Raw genomic sequence first — 18,746 nt, 5'->3', positions numbered from 1 at the left:
GACCCAAGGAGACACTCATGGAGAAGTTCATCCGCCACACCGGTATCGGGGCACCGCTGCGTCGCAGCGCCGTCGACACCGACCAGATCATCCCCGCCGTGTACCTCAAGCGCGTCACCCGCACCGGCTTCGAGGACGCCCTGTTCGCCTCCTGGCGGGCGAACGAGTCCGACTTCATCCTCAACCAGGAGGCCTACAAGCGTGCCAGCGTGCTCGTGGCCGGCCCGGACTTCGGCACCGGCTCCTCGCGCGAGCACGCCGTGTGGGCGCTGAAGGACTATGGCTTCAAGGTGGTGCTCGCCCCGCGCTTCGCGGACATCTTCCGTGGCAACGCTGGCAAGCAGGGTCTGGTGGCTGGCGTCATCTCCCAGGAGGACGCCGAGCAGCTGTGGAAGATCCTGGAGACCGAGCCCGGCACCGAGGTGAGCGTGGACCTGGAGCAGCGCACGGTGGCCGCAGGTGGTTTCCGTACCACCTTCCAGATCGACGACTACGTGCGCTGGACCCTGATGGAGGGCCTGGACGACATCTCGCTGACCCTCCAGCACGAGGACGAGATCGCCGCCTACGAGGCCGCGCGTCCCTCCTTCAAGCCGCGCACGCTGCCGGCGCGCCACCTGCCTGAGGCACAGGTCGTTCCGGCGCGCGCCGCGGACATGCCGCAGGCCTGAGCCGCAGTGGGCGCACCCAGCCCACCTGCAGGCCCTCCCGGACCACACGACGACGGCGGTACCGCCCCCTCCGGAAGGCGGCACCGCCGTCGTCGCTCACGCAAGAATTGCGCGCTGAGCGACGCCGTCGCGCACCTCACGTCGCGCGCGGCCTGCGTGCCACTATCCTGGGGCGACCGTGCCCGGCCGCACCCCCACGCGCCTCGGGCCCCGCTTGAGGTGACGGAGGTTGACGATGGTCGACGGACTGCTGCAGGTCCACGGTGGCCGCCCACTGCGCGGCGAGATCACGGTGCGCGGCGCAAAGAACCTCGTACCCAAGGCCATGGTGGCGGCGCTGCTGGGGCGTACCCCTTCGGTGCTGCGCAACGTGCCCCTCATCCGTGACGTGGACGTGGTCTCCGGGCTGCTGAGCCTGCACGGGGTCTCCATTGACTACGACCAGACCGAGGGGATCCTGTCCCTGGACTCCTCCAGCGTCGAGAGCGCCCATATGGCGGACATCGACGCCCACGCCGGGTCCTCGCGCATTCCGATCCTCTTCTGCGGCCCGCTTCTGCACCGACTGGGGGAGGCCTTCATCCCGGACCTGGGCGGGTGCCGCATCGGAGACCGCCCCATCGACTACCACCTGAACATCCTGCGCAGCTTCGGCGCGGTGGTGGACAAGCAGGCGATGGGTATCCGGCTCACGGCCCCGCACGGGCTGCACGGCACAGTGATCGACCTGCCCTACCCCTCGGTAGGTGCCACCGAGCAGACCCTGCTCACCGCGGTGCGCGCCGAGGGACTGACGGAGCTGCGCGGGGCCGCGATCGAGCCCGAGATCATGGACCTGGTGGACGTGCTACAGAAGATGGGCGCCATCATCTCCGTGGACACCGATCGCACCATCCACATCGAGGGCGTGGACGAGCTGGTGGGCTACACCCACACCGCCCTGCCCGATCGCATTGAGGCCGCCTCCTGGGCTTCGGCGGCCCTGGCGACCCACGGCGACGTGTTCGTACGCGGCGCTCACCAGTCGGACATGACCACCTTCTTGAACGTCTACCGCAAGGTCGGCGGCGCCTTTGACGTGCGTGACGACGGCATCCGCTTCTGGCACCCGGGTGGTGACCTGAAGTCGCTGGTGGTGGAGACCAACGTTCATCCTGGCTTCATGACCGACTGGCAGCAGCCGCTGGTGGTGGCCCTGACTCAGGCGGACGGTCTGTCCATCGTGCATGAGACGGTGTACGAGAACCGCTTCGGCTTCACCTCGGCGCTGCGCAAGATGGGCGCCACGATCCAGGTCTACCGCGAGTGCCTGGGGGGCTCGGCCTGCCGCTTCGGGCAGCGCAACTTCTACCACTCCGCCGTGATCTCCGGTCCCTCGCCCCTGCACGGGGCGGATATTGAGGTGCCTGACCTGCGCGGCGGTTTCTCCCACCTCATTGCCGCCCTGGCGGCCGAGGGCACGAGCCGGGTCGAGGGCATCAACCTCATCGACCGTGGCTACGAGCACTTCATGAGCAAGCTCGCCGCGCTGGAGGCGGACGTCACCCGTCTGGCCTGAGCGAGCGGCGGCGCCTGCGCACCCTGAGTGGTGCCTCCCAGTAGAGTCGCGGTGTGGCTTCGACTCAGCACCGCACCATAACGCCCTTCTACCGCTTCGCCGCGCGAGGGGTGATCATCCCCTTCCTCAAGGCCGTCTCGCGCCAGCAGGTGACGGGGCTGGAGAACATCCCGCGCTCGGGCGGGTTCGTGGCGGTGGCCAACCACTTGTCCGAGCTGGACTCGCTGACGGCCATGCGCGCGCTGGTGGATGCTGACGTCCCGGTCTACTCCCTGGCGAAGTCCAGCCTGTTCGAGATCCCGGTGCTGGGTCACGTCTTCAAGGCCGGTGGCCAGATCCCGGTCTACCGCGGCACGGACAAGGCGGGCAACGCTCTGGTGGAGGCCGAGCGGCGCCTGCGTGCCGGGGACGCCATCATGGTTTTCCCTGAGGGTACGCTCTCGCGCGACCCCCTTCAGTGGCCGATGACCGGCAAGACGGGTGCGGCCCGCTTGGCGATGGCCACCGGTGTCCCCGTCCTGCCCATGGGACAGTGGGGTCCGCAGGACATCCTTGACTCCTTCGAGGGCGGAGGCTTCCACCCCTTCCCACGCAAGGACGTGCGCGTGAGCATCGGTGAGCCCTTCACCCTGGAGGCCTTTGGCTCCGACACCACGGACCGCGACGCCGTGCGTGAGGCGACGGCTGAGATCATGCGCCGCATCACCGCGATCGTGGAGGATCTGCGCGGGCTCAAAGCCCCACGCCCCTATGACCTTCACTATGACGGCAACCCGGGCAAGAACAAGCACGGCCGGGACAAGCGCGGCACGCGTCGCCCCGATCCACTGCCCGGGCAGGAGGGCGACGGCGAGGCTCAGGCATGAGCGGCTTCTCGCGTGCCGCCGTGATCGGCTCAGGCGCCTGGGGAACCACCTACGCCTGCCTGCTGGCCAGTGCCGGCACCCCGACGACGATCTGGGCGCGTCGGGCTGAGCTGGCCGATGAGATCAACGCGGGTACCAATGCCCGCTATCTTCCCGGTACGCCGCTACCGGCCGGGATCAGCGCCACCACGGACCTGGGGGAGGCCGTGGACGGCGCGGGGATCGTCGTCGTCGCGGTGCCCTCGCAGGTCTCGCGCCAGGTACTCGCGCCCTTGGCCGGCGCTCTCGCGCCCGGAGCCGTGGCCGTGTCACTGATGAAGGGCATTGAGCTGGGAACCGGGCTGCGCATGAGCCAGGTCCTCGGCCAGGCGCTGGAGCTGGAGGAGGGGCGTATCGCCGTCGTCTCCGGGCCGAACCTGGCCGATGAGATCGCGGCAGGCCAGCCCACGGCCACGGTGGTGGCCGCACGTGATCCGCAGGTGGCGACGGCGGTGGCGGGCGCCTGCGCGACCGCGACCTTCCGGCCCTACACCAACACCGACGTGCTCGGTGTGGAGCTGTGTGGGGCGGTCAAGAACGTCATCGCCCTGGCCGTGGGAATCGCGGCTGGACGGGGTATGGGGGACAACTCCAAGGCCACGATCATCACCCGGGGACTGGTGGAGATCACACGGCTCGGGCTCGCGCTGGGTGCGGCGCCGGAGACCTTCGCGGGGCTGGCGGGCATGGGAGACCTCGTGGCCACCTGCTCCTCTCCGCTGTCACGCAACCAGACCTTCGGGCGCCGGCTGGGGGAGGGCATGAGCGTGGCCGAGGCCTCGGCTGCCTCACGTGGCGTGGCTGAGGGGGCCAAGTCGGCTCGCGCTGTGCTGGACCTGGCTGAGGCGCACGGCGTCGAGATGCCGATCACCGCCGGCGTGGTGGCCGTGGTGGAGGGGTCCGCGACGGTTCCCGAGGTCACTGACGCCTTGCTCGCTCGCCCGCGCAAGGCTGAGGGCGTCCACGCCACGCCGCAGGCCTGAGCATCTCTCGCCCGTCTACCGCCGCAGGCCTGGTCCTGCGCCGTCGGGGTACCCCGGGCAGGTCTCCTGATCAGGGCTGGCGGACGTCGATGACCAGGCGGGAGGGCTCAGAGAGCGTGAAGACCCGGTACTGGGTCGACTCCGTGCCCAGCACCAGCTGGAACTGGTCCTCAAAGGTCCGGTCCAGGTAGACCTGCTTGAGGGCCGTGCCACCGGCGTTGACCAGGGCGGGGCCGTCGTAGTCGATCTGCTGGTCCTGCTCGGTCATGGGCATCTGGGTGCCGCGGCCGTAAACGCGGATGAGGTGGCTGCCCTCCAGGCTGAGGGGATCGCCCTTGCCCTGGGTCGAGGCCTCATCGACGACGTCAGCGAACCAGCCGATCGTGCCGGTGCCCGAGGTCTGGACGACCACCCGGTCATAGCCCTCGTGGACTCCCGTGCGCAGGGCCGTCTCCACACCCGCCTCGCCGCTGGGCTCCGACTCGGAGTGCCCCTCGGTCCAGGCAGCCTCAGGGTCCTGGGCAGACTCCTGCGCGGTCAAGGCCTGGCTCGTGGCCTCGGCTGAGGCGGAAGCCGACGGCGTCGCTGAAGCAGCCGGGGAGGACACCGACGGCGAAGGCGAGGACGCGGCTGACCCGGCCCCCGACGTCGAGCCGCAGGCGGCCAGAGCACCTGCCAGGACCGCGCCGAGCCCGCCAGCGAGCACCCCGCGGCGTGTGAGGTCTGTGGTGCCGTGAGCGCCGCGTACGCCAGTGCGAGACGAGGTCGTCATCGGGTCCTCCTGAGGATGTGGACGGGCTTGGCTTCCACCAGGGTACGGGCACGGCGTCACGGAAGCAGTCAGCCAAGGCGGTAGCGTTGCGGCCATGTCGTCCACGAACGCGCCTGAGACCGCCACCAGCCGACCCCTGACCGCTTCGCCCGGGACCGAGCCGGGCACGGCCAGCGAGGCCGGCGTCGCACGCAAGCCGCGCGTCGCCGTCGTCTTTGGGGGCCGCAGCGGTGAGCACACGATCTCCTGCGCCACCGCGGCCGGGGTCCTGTCCGCGATCGACCGTGATCGCTTTGACGTCCTGCCGGTGGGCATCACCCTGGACGGGCAGTGGCTGCTGGTTGACGACGACCCAGCCGCCCTGGCCCTGGACGAGTCCCGCCCGCCGGTCGAGATCACGGCCGAGGGCCTGGGGCGCGGCGAGCTCGCGATGCGACTGGGCGGGGGAGCCTTCACCGCCGTCACCCCCACCGGCCCCAAGGTGCTGGGCGAGGTCGACGTCGTCCTGCCCCTGTTGCACGGCCCCTACGGTGAGGACGGCACCATCCAGGGCATGCTGGAGATGCTGGACATCCCCTACGTGGGATGCGGCGTGCTCGCCTCGGCCGCCGGCATGGATAAGCAGGTCACCAAGGTGCTGCTCAATGCCGCCGGGATCCCGACCGCCCAGCATGTAGTGGTCCACCCCCACCGTTGGGACAGTGAGCGTGAGCTCATCCTGGACGCCTGTGAGGCCCTGACCTACCCGCTCTTCGTCAAGCCCGCCCGAGCCGGCAGCTCGCTGGGCATCACCAAGGTCGAACGCCGGGAGGACCTGCCCGCGGCCATCGAGGCGGCACGCGAGGTCGACCCCAAGGTGCTGGTCGAGTCCGGCGTCGAGGGCCGGGAGGTGGAGGTCGCCGTCCTGGACGGTCACCACGGCGCCGCCCCACGCGTGGCCGAGCCCGGCGAGATCGTCATGGACGCCTCCCACGGGGCCGGGGAGTTCTACGACTACGAGACCAAGTACCTGGCTCACGACGCCGTCCAGATGGTCTGCCCGGCGCGCGTGAGCCACCAGGAGTCCGAGCTGCTCAAGGAGACGGCGGCCCGCGCTTTCGAGGCGCTAGGCGGGGAGGGCCTCATGCGCGTGGACTTCTTCCTCACCCCGCGCGGGGAGGCTGTGGTCAATGAGGTGAACACGATGCCCGGGTTCACTCCCTTCTCCATGTACCCCTACATGTGGCAGGTGTCTGGCCTGAGCTACACGGACCTGGTCAGCGAGCTCATTGAGCTGGCGCTGGAACGCCCGCGCAGCGTCAACCGCTGAGCGAGGCGACGCGCGCGGGCGGCACGGAGAGACAGGCAGACGTGGGCAGGACGGGATCCCGGGCCGGTCACCGCGGCACGACGACGGCGCGACCAGGAGGCTCGCTGGCCTCGCCTGCCACGGTGGCCGAGCTGGGGGAGGCGGGCCTGCTGGCCGTGATCACGCCGTTGCTGCCGGCCAGCCCCGTCCAGGTGGTGGGCAACGGGGACGACTGTGCGGTGCTCGCGGCACCCGACGGGCGCTACGTGGTCTCCACCGACGTCCTCGTGGAGGGCCACCACTTCCGCACCGACTGGTCGGGCCCTGAGCAGGTCGGGCGACGCGCGGCTGCCCAGAACCTCGCCGACGCCGCTGCCATGGGAGCGCGGTCGGTAGCCCTCGTGGTCAGCCTCGTCCTGCCAGGCGACACTCCTGTGTCCTGGGTGGAGGGACTGGCCCGGGGCCTGGGTGAGGAGTGCCGCAAGGCTGGGGCCGGCGTCGTCGGTGGGGACCTGAGCGCGGGGGAGAGCATCGTCATTGCCGTCACCGTCCACGGGGACTTGGAGGGCCGTGAGCCGGTCCTGCGCAGCGGGGCACGGGCCGGGGACCTCGTGGTCCACGCCGGCGACCTGGGCCTGAGCGCGGCAGGGCTGGCGCTGCTGGAGGCCGGAGCGGCGCCGGGCTGTCACGGAGGCTGTGAGGCACCTTGGACGGAGGACGGCGATCGCGCCGCTCGCCTCGGAGGTGGGGCCGGTGCGGGTGCCAAGGAGGCGGGACTCATCCGCCGCTGCGTGGAGCGTTTCCTCGCGCCGGCGCCGCCGATTCAGGCTGGGCCCGCGCTCGCGGAGACTGGTGCCCACGCGATGATGGACGTCTCGGACTCCCTGCTGCGCGACTGTGGACGGATCGCGGCGGCCAGCGGCGTCGTCGTCGACCTGGACGATCCTGAGGACCCGCGCACGGTGCTGGGTCGGGCGGCCGCGGCACTGGAGCCTGTGGCGCAGGTGGTGCTGGAGGCTCGCGGTCAGGGGGAGCCTGGCGGTGCGGCGAGGCTCGCGCGCCAGTGGGTGCTGACCGGGGGAGAGGACCACGGCATGCTCGCCTGCGTGCCGGCTGACGCGATCCTGCCCGAGGGGGTGCGCGTCATCGGGCGCGTGCTCGAAGTCGGTGAGCCTACCGGGCAGTCGGCGCCGGGAGTCCTCGTCGGGGGACGGCCGTGGACGGGCGCGCTGGGCTGGGACCACTTCGCCGGCTGAGTGGGTGGCTCTTTCGTTGTGGTTGCAACTGGGGAGTGGGCTTGAGTCTTTTTCTGGGGTGCTGAGATCGCGCTTGCGGACCTGAGGAGGTCGTATAGGCCTGCGCTCGGGCGGTTGGAACGTGCTGCGGCGGATGCGTGCGTCGGTACGCGACGAGAACGTGCCTGACGAGGCTTGGGACGCACGTATGCGTGGCGTCAAGGCGCACTCATCTGCGTAGGGCCGTTCCAATGGGCGTAGGGCGCCTGATAGCCCAGCCTCGAGCCCGCAACCGCCCCCCAAGTGCGGCTCGCAGACCGCCGCCCCCCCCCAGGCGCCATCCCCCCCCCAGGGCCCGCCAGGCACGACGAAGGCCGCCACCCGAGGGTGACGGCCTTCCAGCGCCAGATCGGCAGGCTGCGCTCAGATGTTGCGCGTGACCTTGCCGGCCTTGAGGCAGGAGGTGCACACGTTCAGGCGCTTGGGGGCGCCGTTCACGAGAGCACGCACTCGCTGGATGTTGGGGTTCCACCGGCGGTTGGTCCGCACGTGGGAGTGCGAGACGCTCTTGCCGAAGATGGGGCCCTTGCCGCAGACGTCGCACACAGCAGCCACGGTCTCACTCCTGAATCTTCAATGCTTCAACGCTCGGACTCGTCGTCCGGCGCTAGGTCCACCGCCCGGGGAGTGCTCCCTCGGGCAACCCGGACACTGTATCGAACTTCGGGGCCCGCTCCCAAGCGCATCCAGCGTGGGCTGAGGCACAACCGTGCCACCTGGCTGGCGCAGCCAACCGCCTCAGGCAGGTAGCCTTGAGGGTATCCCACGGCACGCAAGGAGGACGAGGTGAAGGACGACGGCGCACGCCTGACCCCCCAGAGCGTGGACGCCGAGGCCCTGCGCACCTGGTTCTCCCTGGCCAGGGACACTGCCGAGGCCACCCGCAGCCTGGTCGACTCTCTCAACGTCTTCCCCGTCCCTGACTCTGACACGGGAACGAACGTCGCCCTCACCCTGCGCTCGGCGGTCGAGGCGCTCAGGCTGCTGCCGGCAGGAGCTGACGCCGCCCAGGTCTCCCGGGCTGCCGCTGACGGGGCCGTGCGCGGCGCCCGCGGCAACTCCGGACTCCTGGTCTCCCAGGCGCTGTCCGCCCTGGCGGACGAGGTCGCGCAGGCTCCGGACCCGAGCGGGCTGCGGCCGGTGGAGCTGGTGCACGCCTACGAGCGCATCGCCTCCACCACCTGGGCGGCGGTCTCACGGCCGGTGACCGGGACGCTGCTGACGGTGGCCCGCGATGCTGCGAGCACGGCACGCCAGACCCTCCAGGACGCCGATGCCGCACACCCGGCGACGGTGGCGGACATCGCGGCCGCGGCGGCCCTGGGCGCTCAGGAGTCCGTGGTCGAGACCGCAGGAATGGGGCACGGCCCGGTCGACGCCGGAGGAGCTGCCCTCATGCTGCTGCTGACGGCACTGTCCGACTGCCTGGGAGAGCAGGCGCAGGCCGCAGGCTCTGTGACCACGGGAGTCTCGGGGACGGCGTCAGAGGCGACCTATACGCGGGTAGCCCACCAGATGCTCATTGACCTGGCCAGCTCCGGCACGCCTCACGGTCACCTCTACGACGCCCAGGCCTCGCCCGACGCCTCGACCGGGGAGTTCGAGGTCATGTACCTGCTGGAGGCCACCGCCTCGCAGGCCGCTGCCCTGCGCCGCCAGCTGGAGGCCGTGGGAGACAGCGTGGGCGTGGTCGGCACCCCGGACGCCCTGGGAGTGGGGCTCTACCAGGTCCACGTCCATACGGACACCCCGCGCGCGGCGCTGCCTCGCGGTGGGCGTGCCCGCCAGGTGTGCATCCACCACCTGACCCCGACCACCATGGCGCTGGCCGGGGGCTGGGACGCAGCCGAGCCGCCGCTGGCCTTCGCCCACCCCGCCCAGGCGCAGGCCAGCAACGTCATCTCCCTGGAGCGCCTGGCTGCCAGGCGTCAACGCCGCGAGGCTGAGCGCGAGGCAGGTCTGCGTGCTCACCCGTCCCAAGGTGGAGCCCCCTTGCCGCGTCCCCAGGAGCGCGTAGGCGTCATCGCCTGCACCCGAGCCCCGGGCCTCATTGAGCAGCTGGCCCGCACCGGCGCCGTCGTCGTCCTCGATCCCGAGCGCGAGGGCATCGTCAGGGCCGTGGGTGACCTGGGCCTGGCTCAGGTCCTCGTCCTTCCCTGCGACGACGACGGCGCAGCCGCGGCCCACGAGGCGGCTCGTTACCTGGCTGCCCGGGCTGTGCCCTCGGTCGTCTCGGGTCCGACGGGGGCGCGCCTGGCCGCCCAGGTCGACCCCGTGCCGGGCCAGGGCCTCAACAGCCCTCAGCTGCTGGTGGCCGATACCGACGACGAGGCTCGTGCCCTGGCTGCAGCGGTGGCCGTGGCTGGTTCTGTACCGGGTGGGCCTGGGGGAACCGGCGTGACGACGCCGGAGAGCACCAGCCTGACCGAGCTGGCCCGTCGCGCGAGCCTGGCAGGTGCGCATATGCACACCCTGGCCTTCGACGGTGCCCAGGCCGAGGCCGAGTCCGTCGCCTTCGCCGTCGCCAGTCTGCTGCGCGGCGACGACGAGTTGGTCACCGTTATCCTGGGCCGTGACGCCCTGCCGGACGTCGGCTCACTGGCGGCCACCGCCGTCGCCCAGCGGGCTGAGACCCTGACCGGCTCGGCCGAGGCTATCGAGGTCGTCGTCCATGCCGGCGGCCAGGTCGCCCCAGATGTCCTCATCGCCGTCGAGTAGCACCTACCACCGTGTCCGTCCCTGTCTCCTCCACATCCTCCGCCCCTACTCCGCTCGGGTCTCGTCCGCTCCTGGCCACGCCCGTGGACAAGCTGCTGGGCAAGCGCACGGCCGAGCAGCTGGGCCGCCAGGGCGTGGAGACCGCCGGCGACCTGCTGCGCCTGCTGCCGCGACGCTATGACACCTGGGGGGACCTGACGGACCTGTCGAGCCTGGTTGAGGGTGAGCAGGTCACCGTCCAGGCCCAGGTCATGCGCTCAGCCGCTCGTCGCGCGCGCGGAGGCCGCCCGCCTGCCCTCATGGAGGCGCTGGTCACCGACGGCGCCTCCAAGATGGACGTGGTCTTCTTCGGCGCCGCCGGGCTCATGGCTCACTACGCCGAGCAGTTCTCGCCGGGGACCACCGTCCTGCTGTCAGGCAAGGTCGGTATACGCCGCGGTCACCGCCAGCTGGCCAGCCCTCGCTTCCAGGTCCTGGACGAGCTGGACGAGGCCGAGCGCGCCGAGCTGCTGGCGCGACCGATGCCGATTTACCCCGCCACCGAGTCCCTGCCGTCGTGGCGGGTGGCCAAGGCTGTGCGCACGGTGCTTGACCAGCTCACCGAGCAGGACGTCCCGGAGCCCCTGCCGCCTGAGGTCCGCCAGGCCCACGACCTCGTTGGCGCCCTGACCGCCTGGCGCTGGGTCCACACGCCTGAGGACGCCGAGCAGTGGCGCGCGGCCCGCAAGCGCCTGCGCTACGAGGAGGCCTTCGTCCTCCAGAGCGCTCTGGTCCAGCGTCGCGCCGCCCATGAGGCCACCCATGCCGCCGTGGCCTGGCCGCGTCCGGGTGCCGGGTCCCTGCGAGCCAGCCTGGACGCCAGCCTTCCTTACACCCTGACCCGCGGCCAGGAGCGGGTGGGGCGTGAACTGGAGGAGGCACTGGCCTCAACGGTCCCGATGCAGACCCTGCTCCAGGGGGACGTCGGTAGCGGTAAGACCCTCGTGGCTCTACGGGCCATGCTTCAGGTGGTCGGTGGTGGGGGACAGGCCGCCCTGCTTGCCCCGACCGAGGTCCTCGCCGCCCAGCACCATTCCTCCTTGGAGCAGCTGCTGGGGCCCTTGGCCCGGGCCGGGATGCTGGGGGGCGCCAGCCAGGCCACCCAGGTCCTGCTCCTGACCGGTTCCACCCCTACGCCCCAGCGCCGGGAGATCCTGGCAAGGCTGGCTGGGGGTGAGAGCGCGATCGTGGTAGGCACGCACGCCCTGCTGTCAGACACCGTCCAGATCCCCTTCCTGGGACTGGTCGTCGTCGACGAGCAGCACCGCTTCGGCGTCGCCCAGCGTGATGCCTTGCGCGAGCGAGGCAACGTGCGTGACCCGGACACCGGCCAGCTGCGCACCCCCCACCTGCTGGTCATGACTGCTACCCCGATTCCCCGCACCATCGCCATGACGGTCTTCGGGGACCTGGACACCGCGGTCCTGGACGAGCTGCCTGCCGGACGCAGCCCGGTGGCTACCCACCTGGTGCCCTGGGAACGCACCGGCTGGGTGGAGGGCATCTGGCAGCGTGCCGCCCGCGAAGTGGCCCAGGGCGGGCGGGTCTACGTGGTGTGCCCACGCATCGACGCCGGTGAGGCGGACCCGGGCGACAGCGCTGACGACCCGCAGGCCAGCGCCTCGCGCGGCGGTACGGTCCCGCTGTTCGCTGCCGTGCCCGGGACAGGGGATGAGGCAGCGGATGAGGAGAAAGCGCCGGCGCGCCCGCTTGCCTCAGTCGAGGACTGGGTGGAGCGACTGCGTGGCGAGCCGGCCCTGGCCGGGGTCAGCATCGGCACGCTGACCGGTCGCATGAGCCAGGCGGACAAGGACGCTGCGATGGCGGACTTCGCTCGCGGACGCGCACCGGTCCTGGTGTCCACCACCGTCATCGAGGTGGGCGTGGACGTGCCTGAGGCCACCATGATGGTCATCCTGGACGCTGACCGCTTCGGCCTGTCCCAGCTCCACCAGCTGCGCGGACGCGTGGGCCGCGGCCAGCGTGAGTCGCTGTGCGTGGCGGTCACCGGCGTCGAGGTCGGCTCGCCCGCCTTCCACCGGCTGCGCGCCTTCGCCCAGACCATGGACGGCTTCCGCCTGGCTGAGGCGGACCTGGAGCTGCGCAGCGAAGGCAACGTGCTCGGGGCGGCCCAGTCTGGCCGGCGCAGTGACCTGGACCTGCTGCGCGTGACGCGCGACGGCGCCCTCATTGCCTCAGCCCGGGCTGAGGCCGAGGCGCTGGTCAGTGCCGATCCGCACCTGGCCGATCACCGTGACCTGGCGGCAGCCATCGCTGACCGCCTGGATGAGGAGTCCCGGGCCTACCTCGAGCGAGCCTGAGCCACAGCCCGCAGCCCTGGTCGGTGCCCCTGGCGGGAGAGGGTGAGACTGGGTACAGGGTGAGGACTTCTCGACAAGGACGCCGGGGGACAGGATCGTGTCCTGGCGCTGCTCACGCAGGAGGACCGTGGCACACGCAGGCATTCCTCAGGACCAGGTGGCCCAGGGGCCGGTGCTCCGACCCCGCCTGCCCCTGTCCGTGGTCACCAAGCCCACCGGCGCCGCCTGCAACCTGGACTGCCAGTACTGCTTCTTCCTGTCCAAGGAGCTGCTCTACACCCAGAGCGGGGACGCCGTGACCTCGCGAAGCGTGAGCCCTCTGGGCTACGGCCGCTTCCTGACGGCGGTCTTCGATGAGTGGGTCCGCCAGGACATCGGCCGCGTCTTCGTCCAGGACCTCGACGCCGCCTTGTCCGCCCTGTTCGGCATCTACCCGGTGTGCGTCCACGTCCCCGAGTACGGGGTCAACCTTGCTATGGAGCTCAATGGCGACGTCTACGCCTGTGACCACTGGGTGGAACCGGACCGGCGGCTGGGCAGTGTCCTGGACAGCTCCTTCGCTGCGCTGGCCGCCACCCCGGTCATGCGCCGTTTCTCCCGCAAGAAGCGCGCGGAGCTGACGATGCAGTGCCGTCAGTGCCCGGTCGTGGGGCTGTGTCACGGTGGCTGTCCCAAGGACCGTTTTGAGCGCTCGGCCGACGGCGAGGACGGCCACAACTACCTGTGCCTGGGATATCAGCACTTCTACCGCCACATCCTGCCTGACCTGCAGGCCATGGCCAGGCTCCTGCGCGCAGGCCGCGCTCCTGCCGAGCTGATGGACCCGCGTACGCGCGAGCAGATGCGTGCCACTGGGCCGGCCAATCCGGCTGCCGAGGAGGGGCCTGGACGATGACTGTTGTGACTGCCTTGCTCATCGGTGCCTGTATGGGCTCCGCGGGCTAGGAGCTCTCCTGGTCGGGCTCGTCGAGCTCGGCGAACCACACGCGCGTCTCGCCGTAGGTCTTGTCCGCGAAACGGCGCATCCCCGCAGGCCAGCTGGGCTCAGGAGAACGGGTGGAGCGTTCCAGGACGACGACGCTGCTGGCTTCCAGCCACGGGTCCTCCCGGCGGGTCAAGGGCTCCAGCACCGCGCGCACGCCCTCCTCGTCGAGGTCGTAGGGAGGGTCGATGAGCACCAGGTCCACTGGCGCGCCGGCCGGGCCGGCCACGTAGGTAGCTGCCTTGGCGGTGACCGTTCGCACGCCCCGTATCCCCAGGGCGCGCACGTTCTTCTCACACACTTGGGTGGCTGTGCGTGCGGAGTCGACGAGCACCACCTCGCCGGCCCCGCGGCTGGCCGCCTCCAGCCCCAGCGCCCCGGAGCCGGCGAACAGGTCCAGGACCCGGGCGCCGTCGACCACCCCGTAGTGCTCCAGCCGGCCGAACAGCGCCTCGCGCACCCGCTCAGAGGTAGGACGCGTTCCGGCGCGGGGAACCTCCAGCCGGCGTCCGCCGGCGAGCCCGGCCACGATCCTCGTCATGCCGGCAAGCCTATGACAGCTCGGTGGAGTCGCGAGCCTGCCAGGTGCCGCGCCTGGACCACGCCGAGCGCGGTCAGCCGATAGGCTCAGTCACGTTGACCAGCCAAGGAGGAGACAATGACGTCAGCGCCCTGCGCCGCCCATGACGACGCGCCCTGGATGCTTCCCACCACCCCTGGACCAGGCCGGGGACGTCACCTGGTACCGCGAGCATGGGTACGCCGTTCCAGCCCCAGCCTGGAGCTATCGGGCACCTGGAGCTTCCGCCTGCATCCGGTGGCCGCCCCCGAGGGCGTGGATGATGCCGGCCGGAGTATCGAGCCCACCTTCGACACTGAGGACGCCACGCTCGGAGCGTGGAGCACCATCGAGCTGCCGGCGCACTGGGTGCTCACTGGCCAGGGGAAACGTGGCCTGCCCTGGTACACCAACGTCCAGTTCCCCTTCCCCCTGGACCCGCCCTTCGTGCCGGATGAGAACCCGACGGCGGACCACGTGCGGACCTTCGTTCTCCCCGACGGCTGGGGCCTGGGCGAGGAAGGAGGGCTCGACGTCCTGCGACTGGACGGGGTGGAGTCCTTCGCCTCGGTGTGGGTCAACGGCACCTGGGTCGGCACCACCCAGGGCTCCCGCCTGCCCAGCGAGCTGGACGTGACAGGGCTGCTGCGAGCCGGCAGCAACGAGATCGCGATCCGAGTCAGCCAGTGGTCACCCGGAAGCTACGCCGAGGACCAGGACCAGTGGTGGCTGCCAGGCATCTTCCGGGAGGTCACCCTCCACCACCGCCCGGCCGGACGCATCGACGACGTCTACGCGCGCCCGGACTACGACCCCGCCACCGGGACCGGCCGCCTGGAGGTCGAGGTATCAGGCCCCGCCGCGGCCTTCCCCGCCGAGGTCGTCCTGCCCGAGCTCGGGGTGAGCACCACCCTGACGGGTCCGGGGCTGGCGGTCCTGGAGGCGGGCGCCGTCGAGCCCTGGAGCGCCGAGATCCCGCGCCTGTACGAGCTGGATGTCCGTGCCACCGGCGAGACCGTCCGACTGCGTACGGGCTTCCGCCGCATCGAGGTGGTCGACGGCCAGGTGCGCGTCAACGGACAGCGGCTCATTCTGGCCGGGGTCAACCGCCACGAGGTGGGGGCAAGCCGCGGACGCGTCTTCAACGAGGAGTGGAGCCGGGCGGATCTGGCTCTGATGAAGGCCCACAACGTCAATGCCATCCGCACCTCTCACTACGCCCCGCACCCGCGCCTGCTGGACCTGGCTGACGAGATCGGCTTGTGGGTCATGGACGAGTGCGACCTGGAGACCCACGGCTTCGAGGCCGTCGGCTGGCAGGGCAATCCTGCTGACGAGCCGGCCTGGCGCGAGGCCCTGCTCGACCGTGCCCGCCGCATGGTCGAGCGGGACAAGAACCACCCCTCCATCATCTTCTGGTCGCTGGGCAACGAGTCCGGCACGGGACGCAACCTGGCGGCCATGAGCCAGTGGATCCACGAGCGTGACCACCAGCGTCTGGTCCACTACGAGGCTGACTTCGCCGGCCAGTACACCGACGTCCACTCCCGGATGTACCCCACCTTGGAGGAAGTGGCCGCCGTCGTCGAGCGGGATCCCGCCTCCCCGGCCGGCACCGGCCCGGTGGCGCTGTCTGGCATCCCTGCCTCCAGGCTCAGCCCCGGACAGGCGGCCCATGTACGCACCCTGCCCTACGTCATGTGCGAGTACCTCCACGCCATGGGCACCGGCCCGGGAGGTGCCGAGGGCTATACCAAGCAGGTTGAGCCCAACCCGCGCCACCTGGGCGGCTTCGTGTGGGAGTGGCGTGACCACGCGCTCATCGATCCTCGCCCTGAGGCCAGCGGCGCGCTGCGTTACGGAGGGGACTTCGGTGAGGACGTCCATGACGGCAACTTTGTGTGCGACGGACTGGTTACCGCCGACTCCGTGCCGAGCGCCGGCACCCGTGCCTGGGCCGCCAGCGTGGCGCCGGTGGTGGCCACCGCGCTCGCCGACGATCCCGGAGCAGTGGAGCTGCGTAACCGTTTCCACTCCCGTACCACTCAGGGCCTGGCCCTTGCCTACCAGGTCCTGGCCGAGGACAGCGGCCAGGCCGTGGTCACCGGCCAGGTCAAGGCGCCCGAGCTCGCTGCCGGCGAGTCCACCGTGCTGCGTGTGGAGGGCCTGGGCGAGGCCATCGAGCGTCTGCGGCGCGAGGAGCCGCAGGCCGTGGTGCACGTCCAGGCCGCGGTCCTCGACCCCGTGGTGGCAGGCATCCCGGCCACCTCGCCGCGGCAGGTGGACCCCGTCACCGGAGCGGTGCTGCTGCCACAGATCGGCCAGAGCACCGAGGACGGCCTGCGAGTGATGAACCTGCGGGAGACCTCGCTGGCACCGCTGGTTCCCGCCACGACCCGCCTGAGCGTGAGCGAACCGGGAGCGCGGCGGGTGAGCGGGGCGGTGGAGCTGGGCCAGGCACGCCTGGACAGCCTCGGCCGCCTGGTGGAGCTGGGCGGCGTCGAGATCGTGGGGCCCGAGGTCTGCGCCTGGCGCGCCCCCACGGACAACGACGACGGCCACGGCCCCGTGGAGTACTGGGACGTGGCGCCCACGCCGCAGAACATGGGCGGCGGCAGCGCCACCGGCGGCGCGTGGGGCACCCCCTCCTCGGCTGACCGGTGGCGCGAGGCCCGGCTGCACCTGCTGCGCGAGCGGTCCTGCGGCATTGAGATCGACGACGACGCCGTCACCGTCCGCTCGCGCGCGGGCGCACCGAGCCGGCAGTGGCGCCTGGACGTCACCACACGGTTCACCGCCGAGCGTGGCGGGCTGCGTATGCGCACCACGATCGAGCCTTCGGGGCCCCTGCCTAGCGTCCTGCCGCGTCTGGGGATCCGCCTGGGGCTGCCGGCCGGGCTGGAGAAGGCCACCTGGTCGGGGACAGGTCCGGCACCCTCCTACGCGGACATGGACCTGGCAGCGCGCCACGGCGTGTTCCAGGGGCAGATCGAGGACCTGTGGGAGATGCAGGTACGGCCCCAGGAGGGCGGCACCCACCCGGGTCTGCGCAGCCTGTGGCTCACCGGTCAGGACGAGGCCGGGCCGCTGCGCCTCATGGTGCTCACGCACGGGGCTCCTGCCTTCTCCCTGTCTGCCTGGCACCTGGACAACCTCACCGCGGCCAACCACGTGGAGGAGTTGAACAAGGACGAGCACCTGTGGCTCCACCTGGACGGGCTGCACCACGGCATCGGCACCCGCTCGTGCGGCCCTGACACCCGCCCGCAGTTCGCCGCTACCGCGCGCACGGTGGTCCTGGACGCCTGGATCGGGGTCCAGCGCGGCTGAGGACGCCTCGATCGTTGAGCCTGCCGGCCCTGCCCGCCCCGGTCCCCGAGGCGGGCAGGGCCGTGACAGGAGGGGAGAGGACGGGCCCGGCTGCGCCGTCGGCCACAGTGAGGCGGGCAGCGGCGCGGGGCCACCCACGAGCCGGGCAGGGCGATACCCTCACGCCATGACCCTCGCCGTCTACCCTGGCTCTTTCGACCCGATCACCACGGGGCACCTCGACGTCGTCGCACGCGCCCTGACCCTTTTTGACCGGGTCGTCGTCGGCATCGCGCACAACGCCGCCAAGTCAGGCCATCACCTCTTCGACGCCGAGACCCGCCTGAGCCTGGCACGCCAGGCCCTGGCGCAGCTGCCTGGTGCCGAGGTGGACCTGGTGCCTGGACTGCTGGCTGACTACTGCCGTGGGCGCGGGGCCACCGCGATCGTCAAGGGCCTGCGCAACGGCACGGACCTGGACGCTGAGGTGCCCATGGCACTGCTCAACCGGGACCTAGGGGGCCCGGAGACGGTCTTCCTCGCGGCCGCGCCGGCCCACGCCCACGTCTCCTCCTCCCTGGTCAAGGACGTCGCCCGCCACGGAGGAGACGTCTCGGCCCTGGTCCCACCGGTCGTCGCCGCAGCCCTGCGTCAGGAGCTGGGGCAGGACTGAGGCTGCCTGCCTGCCAGGCCTCGCGCCCTCCCACCGATACCCTGCGCCACCTCAAGGAAGGAAGAACTCGTGACCACCAGCCCAGACGCCGGTGACGACCTGCTCGCGATCCTCAGCGAGCTGGACAGCCTCATCTCCGGTTCACGCACCATGCCGATGAGTGCCTCCGCCATCGTCAACCGTGAGGAGGCCCTCGACCTCATTGACCGTGCACGTCGGGCCGTGCCACGCGCGGTGCACCGGGCCGAGGACATCGTGGCGGACGCCGACGCCGTCGCGGCTCAGGGACGGAAGGAATCCGAGCGCCTGATCCGCCACGCCCACGAGGAGGCTGAGCGCCTGGTCTCCTCGGAGAACGTCGTGCGCCAGGCCAATGACCGTGCGGACGCGATCATCGCCGCCGCCGAGGAGCGTGCCGCCCAGCTGCGCCACGGGGCTGACGACTACTGCGACCGCACGCTGGCCAGTCTGGAGATCGAGCTGGGACGGATCGGCGAGCAGGTGCGTGCCGGACGTGAGGTCCTGGCTGGGCGCCTGGAGTCCCGGGCCTCCACGGGCTACGGTCCCGGCCACACCGAGGCTGAGCGCCCCGAGCCTTCGCGGCGTTCCCTGCGCTCGTCAGCCAGCTGGTCCGTGGATCCCTCCGCCCAGCGCTGAGAAGGCTGCGCTCGGG

General features: G+C 71.1%; 15 protein-coding genes. 12 read left to right on the top strand and 3 right to left on the bottom strand.

Going from position 1 to position 18,746, the window contains the following annotated elements; genetic code table 11:
* The first annotated feature begins 17 nt into the window (after positions 1-17).
* The 4 genes from leuD to CYJ26_RS02225 all read left to right on the top strand — a co-directional run bounded on the left by leuD (position 18) and on the right by CYJ26_RS02225 (position 4,117).
* Positions 18-671, top strand: coding sequence for a 3-isopropylmalate dehydratase small subunit (gene leuD / locus CYJ26_RS02240; RefSeq protein WP_006549455.1), 654 nt, complete (start codon positions 18-20; stop codon positions 669-671).
* 235 nt (positions 672-906) lie between these two features.
* Entirely contained in the window at positions 907-2,229 is a 1,323-nt protein-coding gene (gene murA / locus CYJ26_RS02235) for a UDP-N-acetylglucosamine 1-carboxyvinyltransferase (protein WP_034236994.1), read from the top strand.
* A 77-nt stretch (positions 2,230-2,306) separates the two neighbouring features.
* Positions 2,307-3,095 (top strand): lysophospholipid acyltransferase family protein, encoded by a 789-nt coding sequence (locus tag CYJ26_RS02230; RefSeq protein WP_034237022.1) that lies wholly within the window; start codon positions 2,307-2,309, stop codon positions 3,093-3,095.
* Positions 3,092-4,117 (top strand): NAD(P)H-dependent glycerol-3-phosphate dehydrogenase, encoded by a 1,026-nt coding sequence (locus tag CYJ26_RS02225; protein WP_034236995.1) that lies wholly within the window; start codon positions 3,092-3,094, stop codon positions 4,115-4,117. The genes CYJ26_RS02230 and CYJ26_RS02225 overlap by 4 nt, the downstream gene beginning before the upstream one ends.
* Positions 4,118-4,187: 70 nt before the next feature.
* On the opposite strand, the gene CYJ26_RS02220 is transcribed toward CYJ26_RS02225, so the two are convergent.
* Entirely contained in the window at positions 4,188-4,889 is a 702-nt protein-coding gene (locus CYJ26_RS02220) for an AMIN-like domain-containing (lipo)protein (protein ID WP_101637853.1), read from the bottom strand.
* Between the two features lie 94 nt (positions 4,890-4,983).
* Here CYJ26_RS02220 and CYJ26_RS02215 point away from each other — a divergent pair, with 94 nt between their 5' ends.
* Both CYJ26_RS02215 and CYJ26_RS02210 read left to right on the top strand, forming a co-directional pair.
* Entirely contained in the window at positions 4,984-6,198 is a 1,215-nt protein-coding gene (locus tag CYJ26_RS02215) for a D-alanine--D-alanine ligase family protein (RefSeq protein WP_006549460.1), read from the top strand.
* A gap of 122 nt (positions 6,199-6,320) precedes the next feature.
* Positions 6,321-7,433, top strand: coding sequence for a thiamine-phosphate kinase (locus CYJ26_RS02210; RefSeq protein WP_101637852.1), 1,113 nt, complete (start codon positions 6,321-6,323; stop codon positions 7,431-7,433).
* A 402-nt stretch (positions 7,434-7,835) separates the two neighbouring features.
* On the opposite strand, the gene rpmB is transcribed toward CYJ26_RS02210, so the two are convergent.
* The gene (rpmB, locus tag CYJ26_RS02205) at positions 7,836-8,027 is read right to left on the bottom strand and encodes a 50S ribosomal protein L28 (RefSeq protein ID WP_003785965.1); all 192 of its coding nucleotides are present in this window, start codon (positions 8,025-8,027) and stop codon (positions 7,836-7,838) included.
* Between the two features lie 231 nt (positions 8,028-8,258).
* Between rpmB and CYJ26_RS02200 the strand changes: the two genes are divergently transcribed.
* The 3 genes from CYJ26_RS02200 (at position 8,259) to CYJ26_RS02190 (ending at position 13,445) form a co-directional block, all read left to right on the top strand.
* The gene (locus CYJ26_RS02200) at positions 8,259-10,190 is read left to right on the top strand and encodes a DAK2 domain-containing protein (protein WP_101637851.1); all 1,932 of its coding nucleotides are present in this window, start codon (positions 8,259-8,261) and stop codon (positions 10,188-10,190) included.
* Between the two features lie 83 nt (positions 10,191-10,273).
* Positions 10,274-12,550, top strand: coding sequence for an ATP-dependent DNA helicase RecG (locus tag CYJ26_RS02195; protein ID WP_101637850.1), 2,277 nt, complete (start codon positions 10,274-10,276; stop codon positions 12,548-12,550).
* Between the two features lie 127 nt (positions 12,551-12,677).
* Positions 12,678-13,445, top strand: coding sequence for an SPASM domain-containing protein (locus CYJ26_RS02190; protein ID WP_052039749.1), 768 nt, complete (start codon positions 12,678-12,680; stop codon positions 13,443-13,445).
* A 46-nt stretch (positions 13,446-13,491) separates the two neighbouring features.
* Here CYJ26_RS02190 and rsmD read toward each other — a convergent pair whose 3' ends face one another.
* A complete protein-coding gene (gene rsmD / locus CYJ26_RS02185) occupies positions 13,492-14,163 on the bottom strand; it encodes a 16S rRNA (guanine(966)-N(2))-methyltransferase RsmD (protein ID WP_275043057.1) in 672 nt (223 codons plus the stop codon).
* A 27-nt stretch (positions 14,164-14,190) separates the two neighbouring features.
* Here rsmD and CYJ26_RS02180 point away from each other — a divergent pair, with 27 nt between their 5' ends.
* From CYJ26_RS02180 to CYJ26_RS02170, 3 genes are all read left to right on the top strand, one after another.
* Positions 14,191-17,421 carry a glycoside hydrolase family 2 TIM barrel-domain containing protein gene (locus CYJ26_RS02180; protein WP_048685366.1) on the top strand — a complete coding sequence of 1,077 codons (3,231 nt, stop codon included), beginning with the start codon at positions 14,191-14,193 and terminating at the stop codon, positions 17,419-17,421.
* A 166-nt stretch (positions 17,422-17,587) separates the two neighbouring features.
* Positions 17,588-18,073: a pantetheine-phosphate adenylyltransferase gene (gene coaD, locus CYJ26_RS02175; protein WP_006549469.1), complete on the top strand. Its 486-nt coding sequence runs from the start codon at positions 17,588-17,590 to the stop codon at positions 18,071-18,073.
* A gap of 69 nt (positions 18,074-18,142) precedes the next feature.
* The gene (locus CYJ26_RS02170) at positions 18,143-18,730 is read left to right on the top strand and encodes a hypothetical protein (protein ID WP_034234842.1); all 588 of its coding nucleotides are present in this window, start codon (positions 18,143-18,145) and stop codon (positions 18,728-18,730) included.
* Positions 18,731-18,746 lie beyond the last annotated feature (16 nt).

The sequence above is a fragment of the Actinomyces urogenitalis genome (assembly GCF_002861525.1).
GTDB lineage: Bacteria > Actinomycetota > Actinomycetes > Actinomycetales > Actinomycetaceae > Actinomyces > Actinomyces urogenitalis.
The sequence above is the reverse complement of the archived record's forward strand: the minus strand, read 5'-3'. Positions and strand labels throughout refer to the sequence as shown.

Excerpts from the sequence above, each read along its gene's own strand:
- leuD (WP_006549455.1), top strand. The coding sequence starts at position 18 with ATGGAGAAGTTCATCCGCCACACCGGTATCGGGGCACCGCTGCGTCGC.
- murA (WP_034236994.1), top strand. The coding sequence starts at position 907 with ATGGTCGACGGACTGCTGCAGGTCCACGGTGGCCGCCCACTGCGCGGC.
- CYJ26_RS02225 (WP_034236995.1), top strand. The coding sequence starts at position 3,092 with ATGAGCGGCTTCTCGCGTGCCGCCGTGATCGGCTCAGGCGCCTGGGGA.
- CYJ26_RS02220 (WP_101637853.1), bottom strand. The coding sequence starts at position 4,889 with ATGACGACCTCGTCTCGCACTGGCGTACGCGGCGCTCACGGCACCACA.
- CYJ26_RS02215 (WP_006549460.1), top strand. The coding sequence starts at position 4,984 with ATGTCGTCCACGAACGCGCCTGAGACCGCCACCAGCCGACCCCTGACC.
- CYJ26_RS02180 (WP_048685366.1), top strand. The coding sequence starts at position 14,191 with ATGACGTCAGCGCCCTGCGCCGCCCATGACGACGCGCCCTGGATGCTT.
- coaD (WP_006549469.1), top strand. The coding sequence starts at position 17,588 with ATGACCCTCGCCGTCTACCCTGGCTCTTTCGACCCGATCACCACGGGG.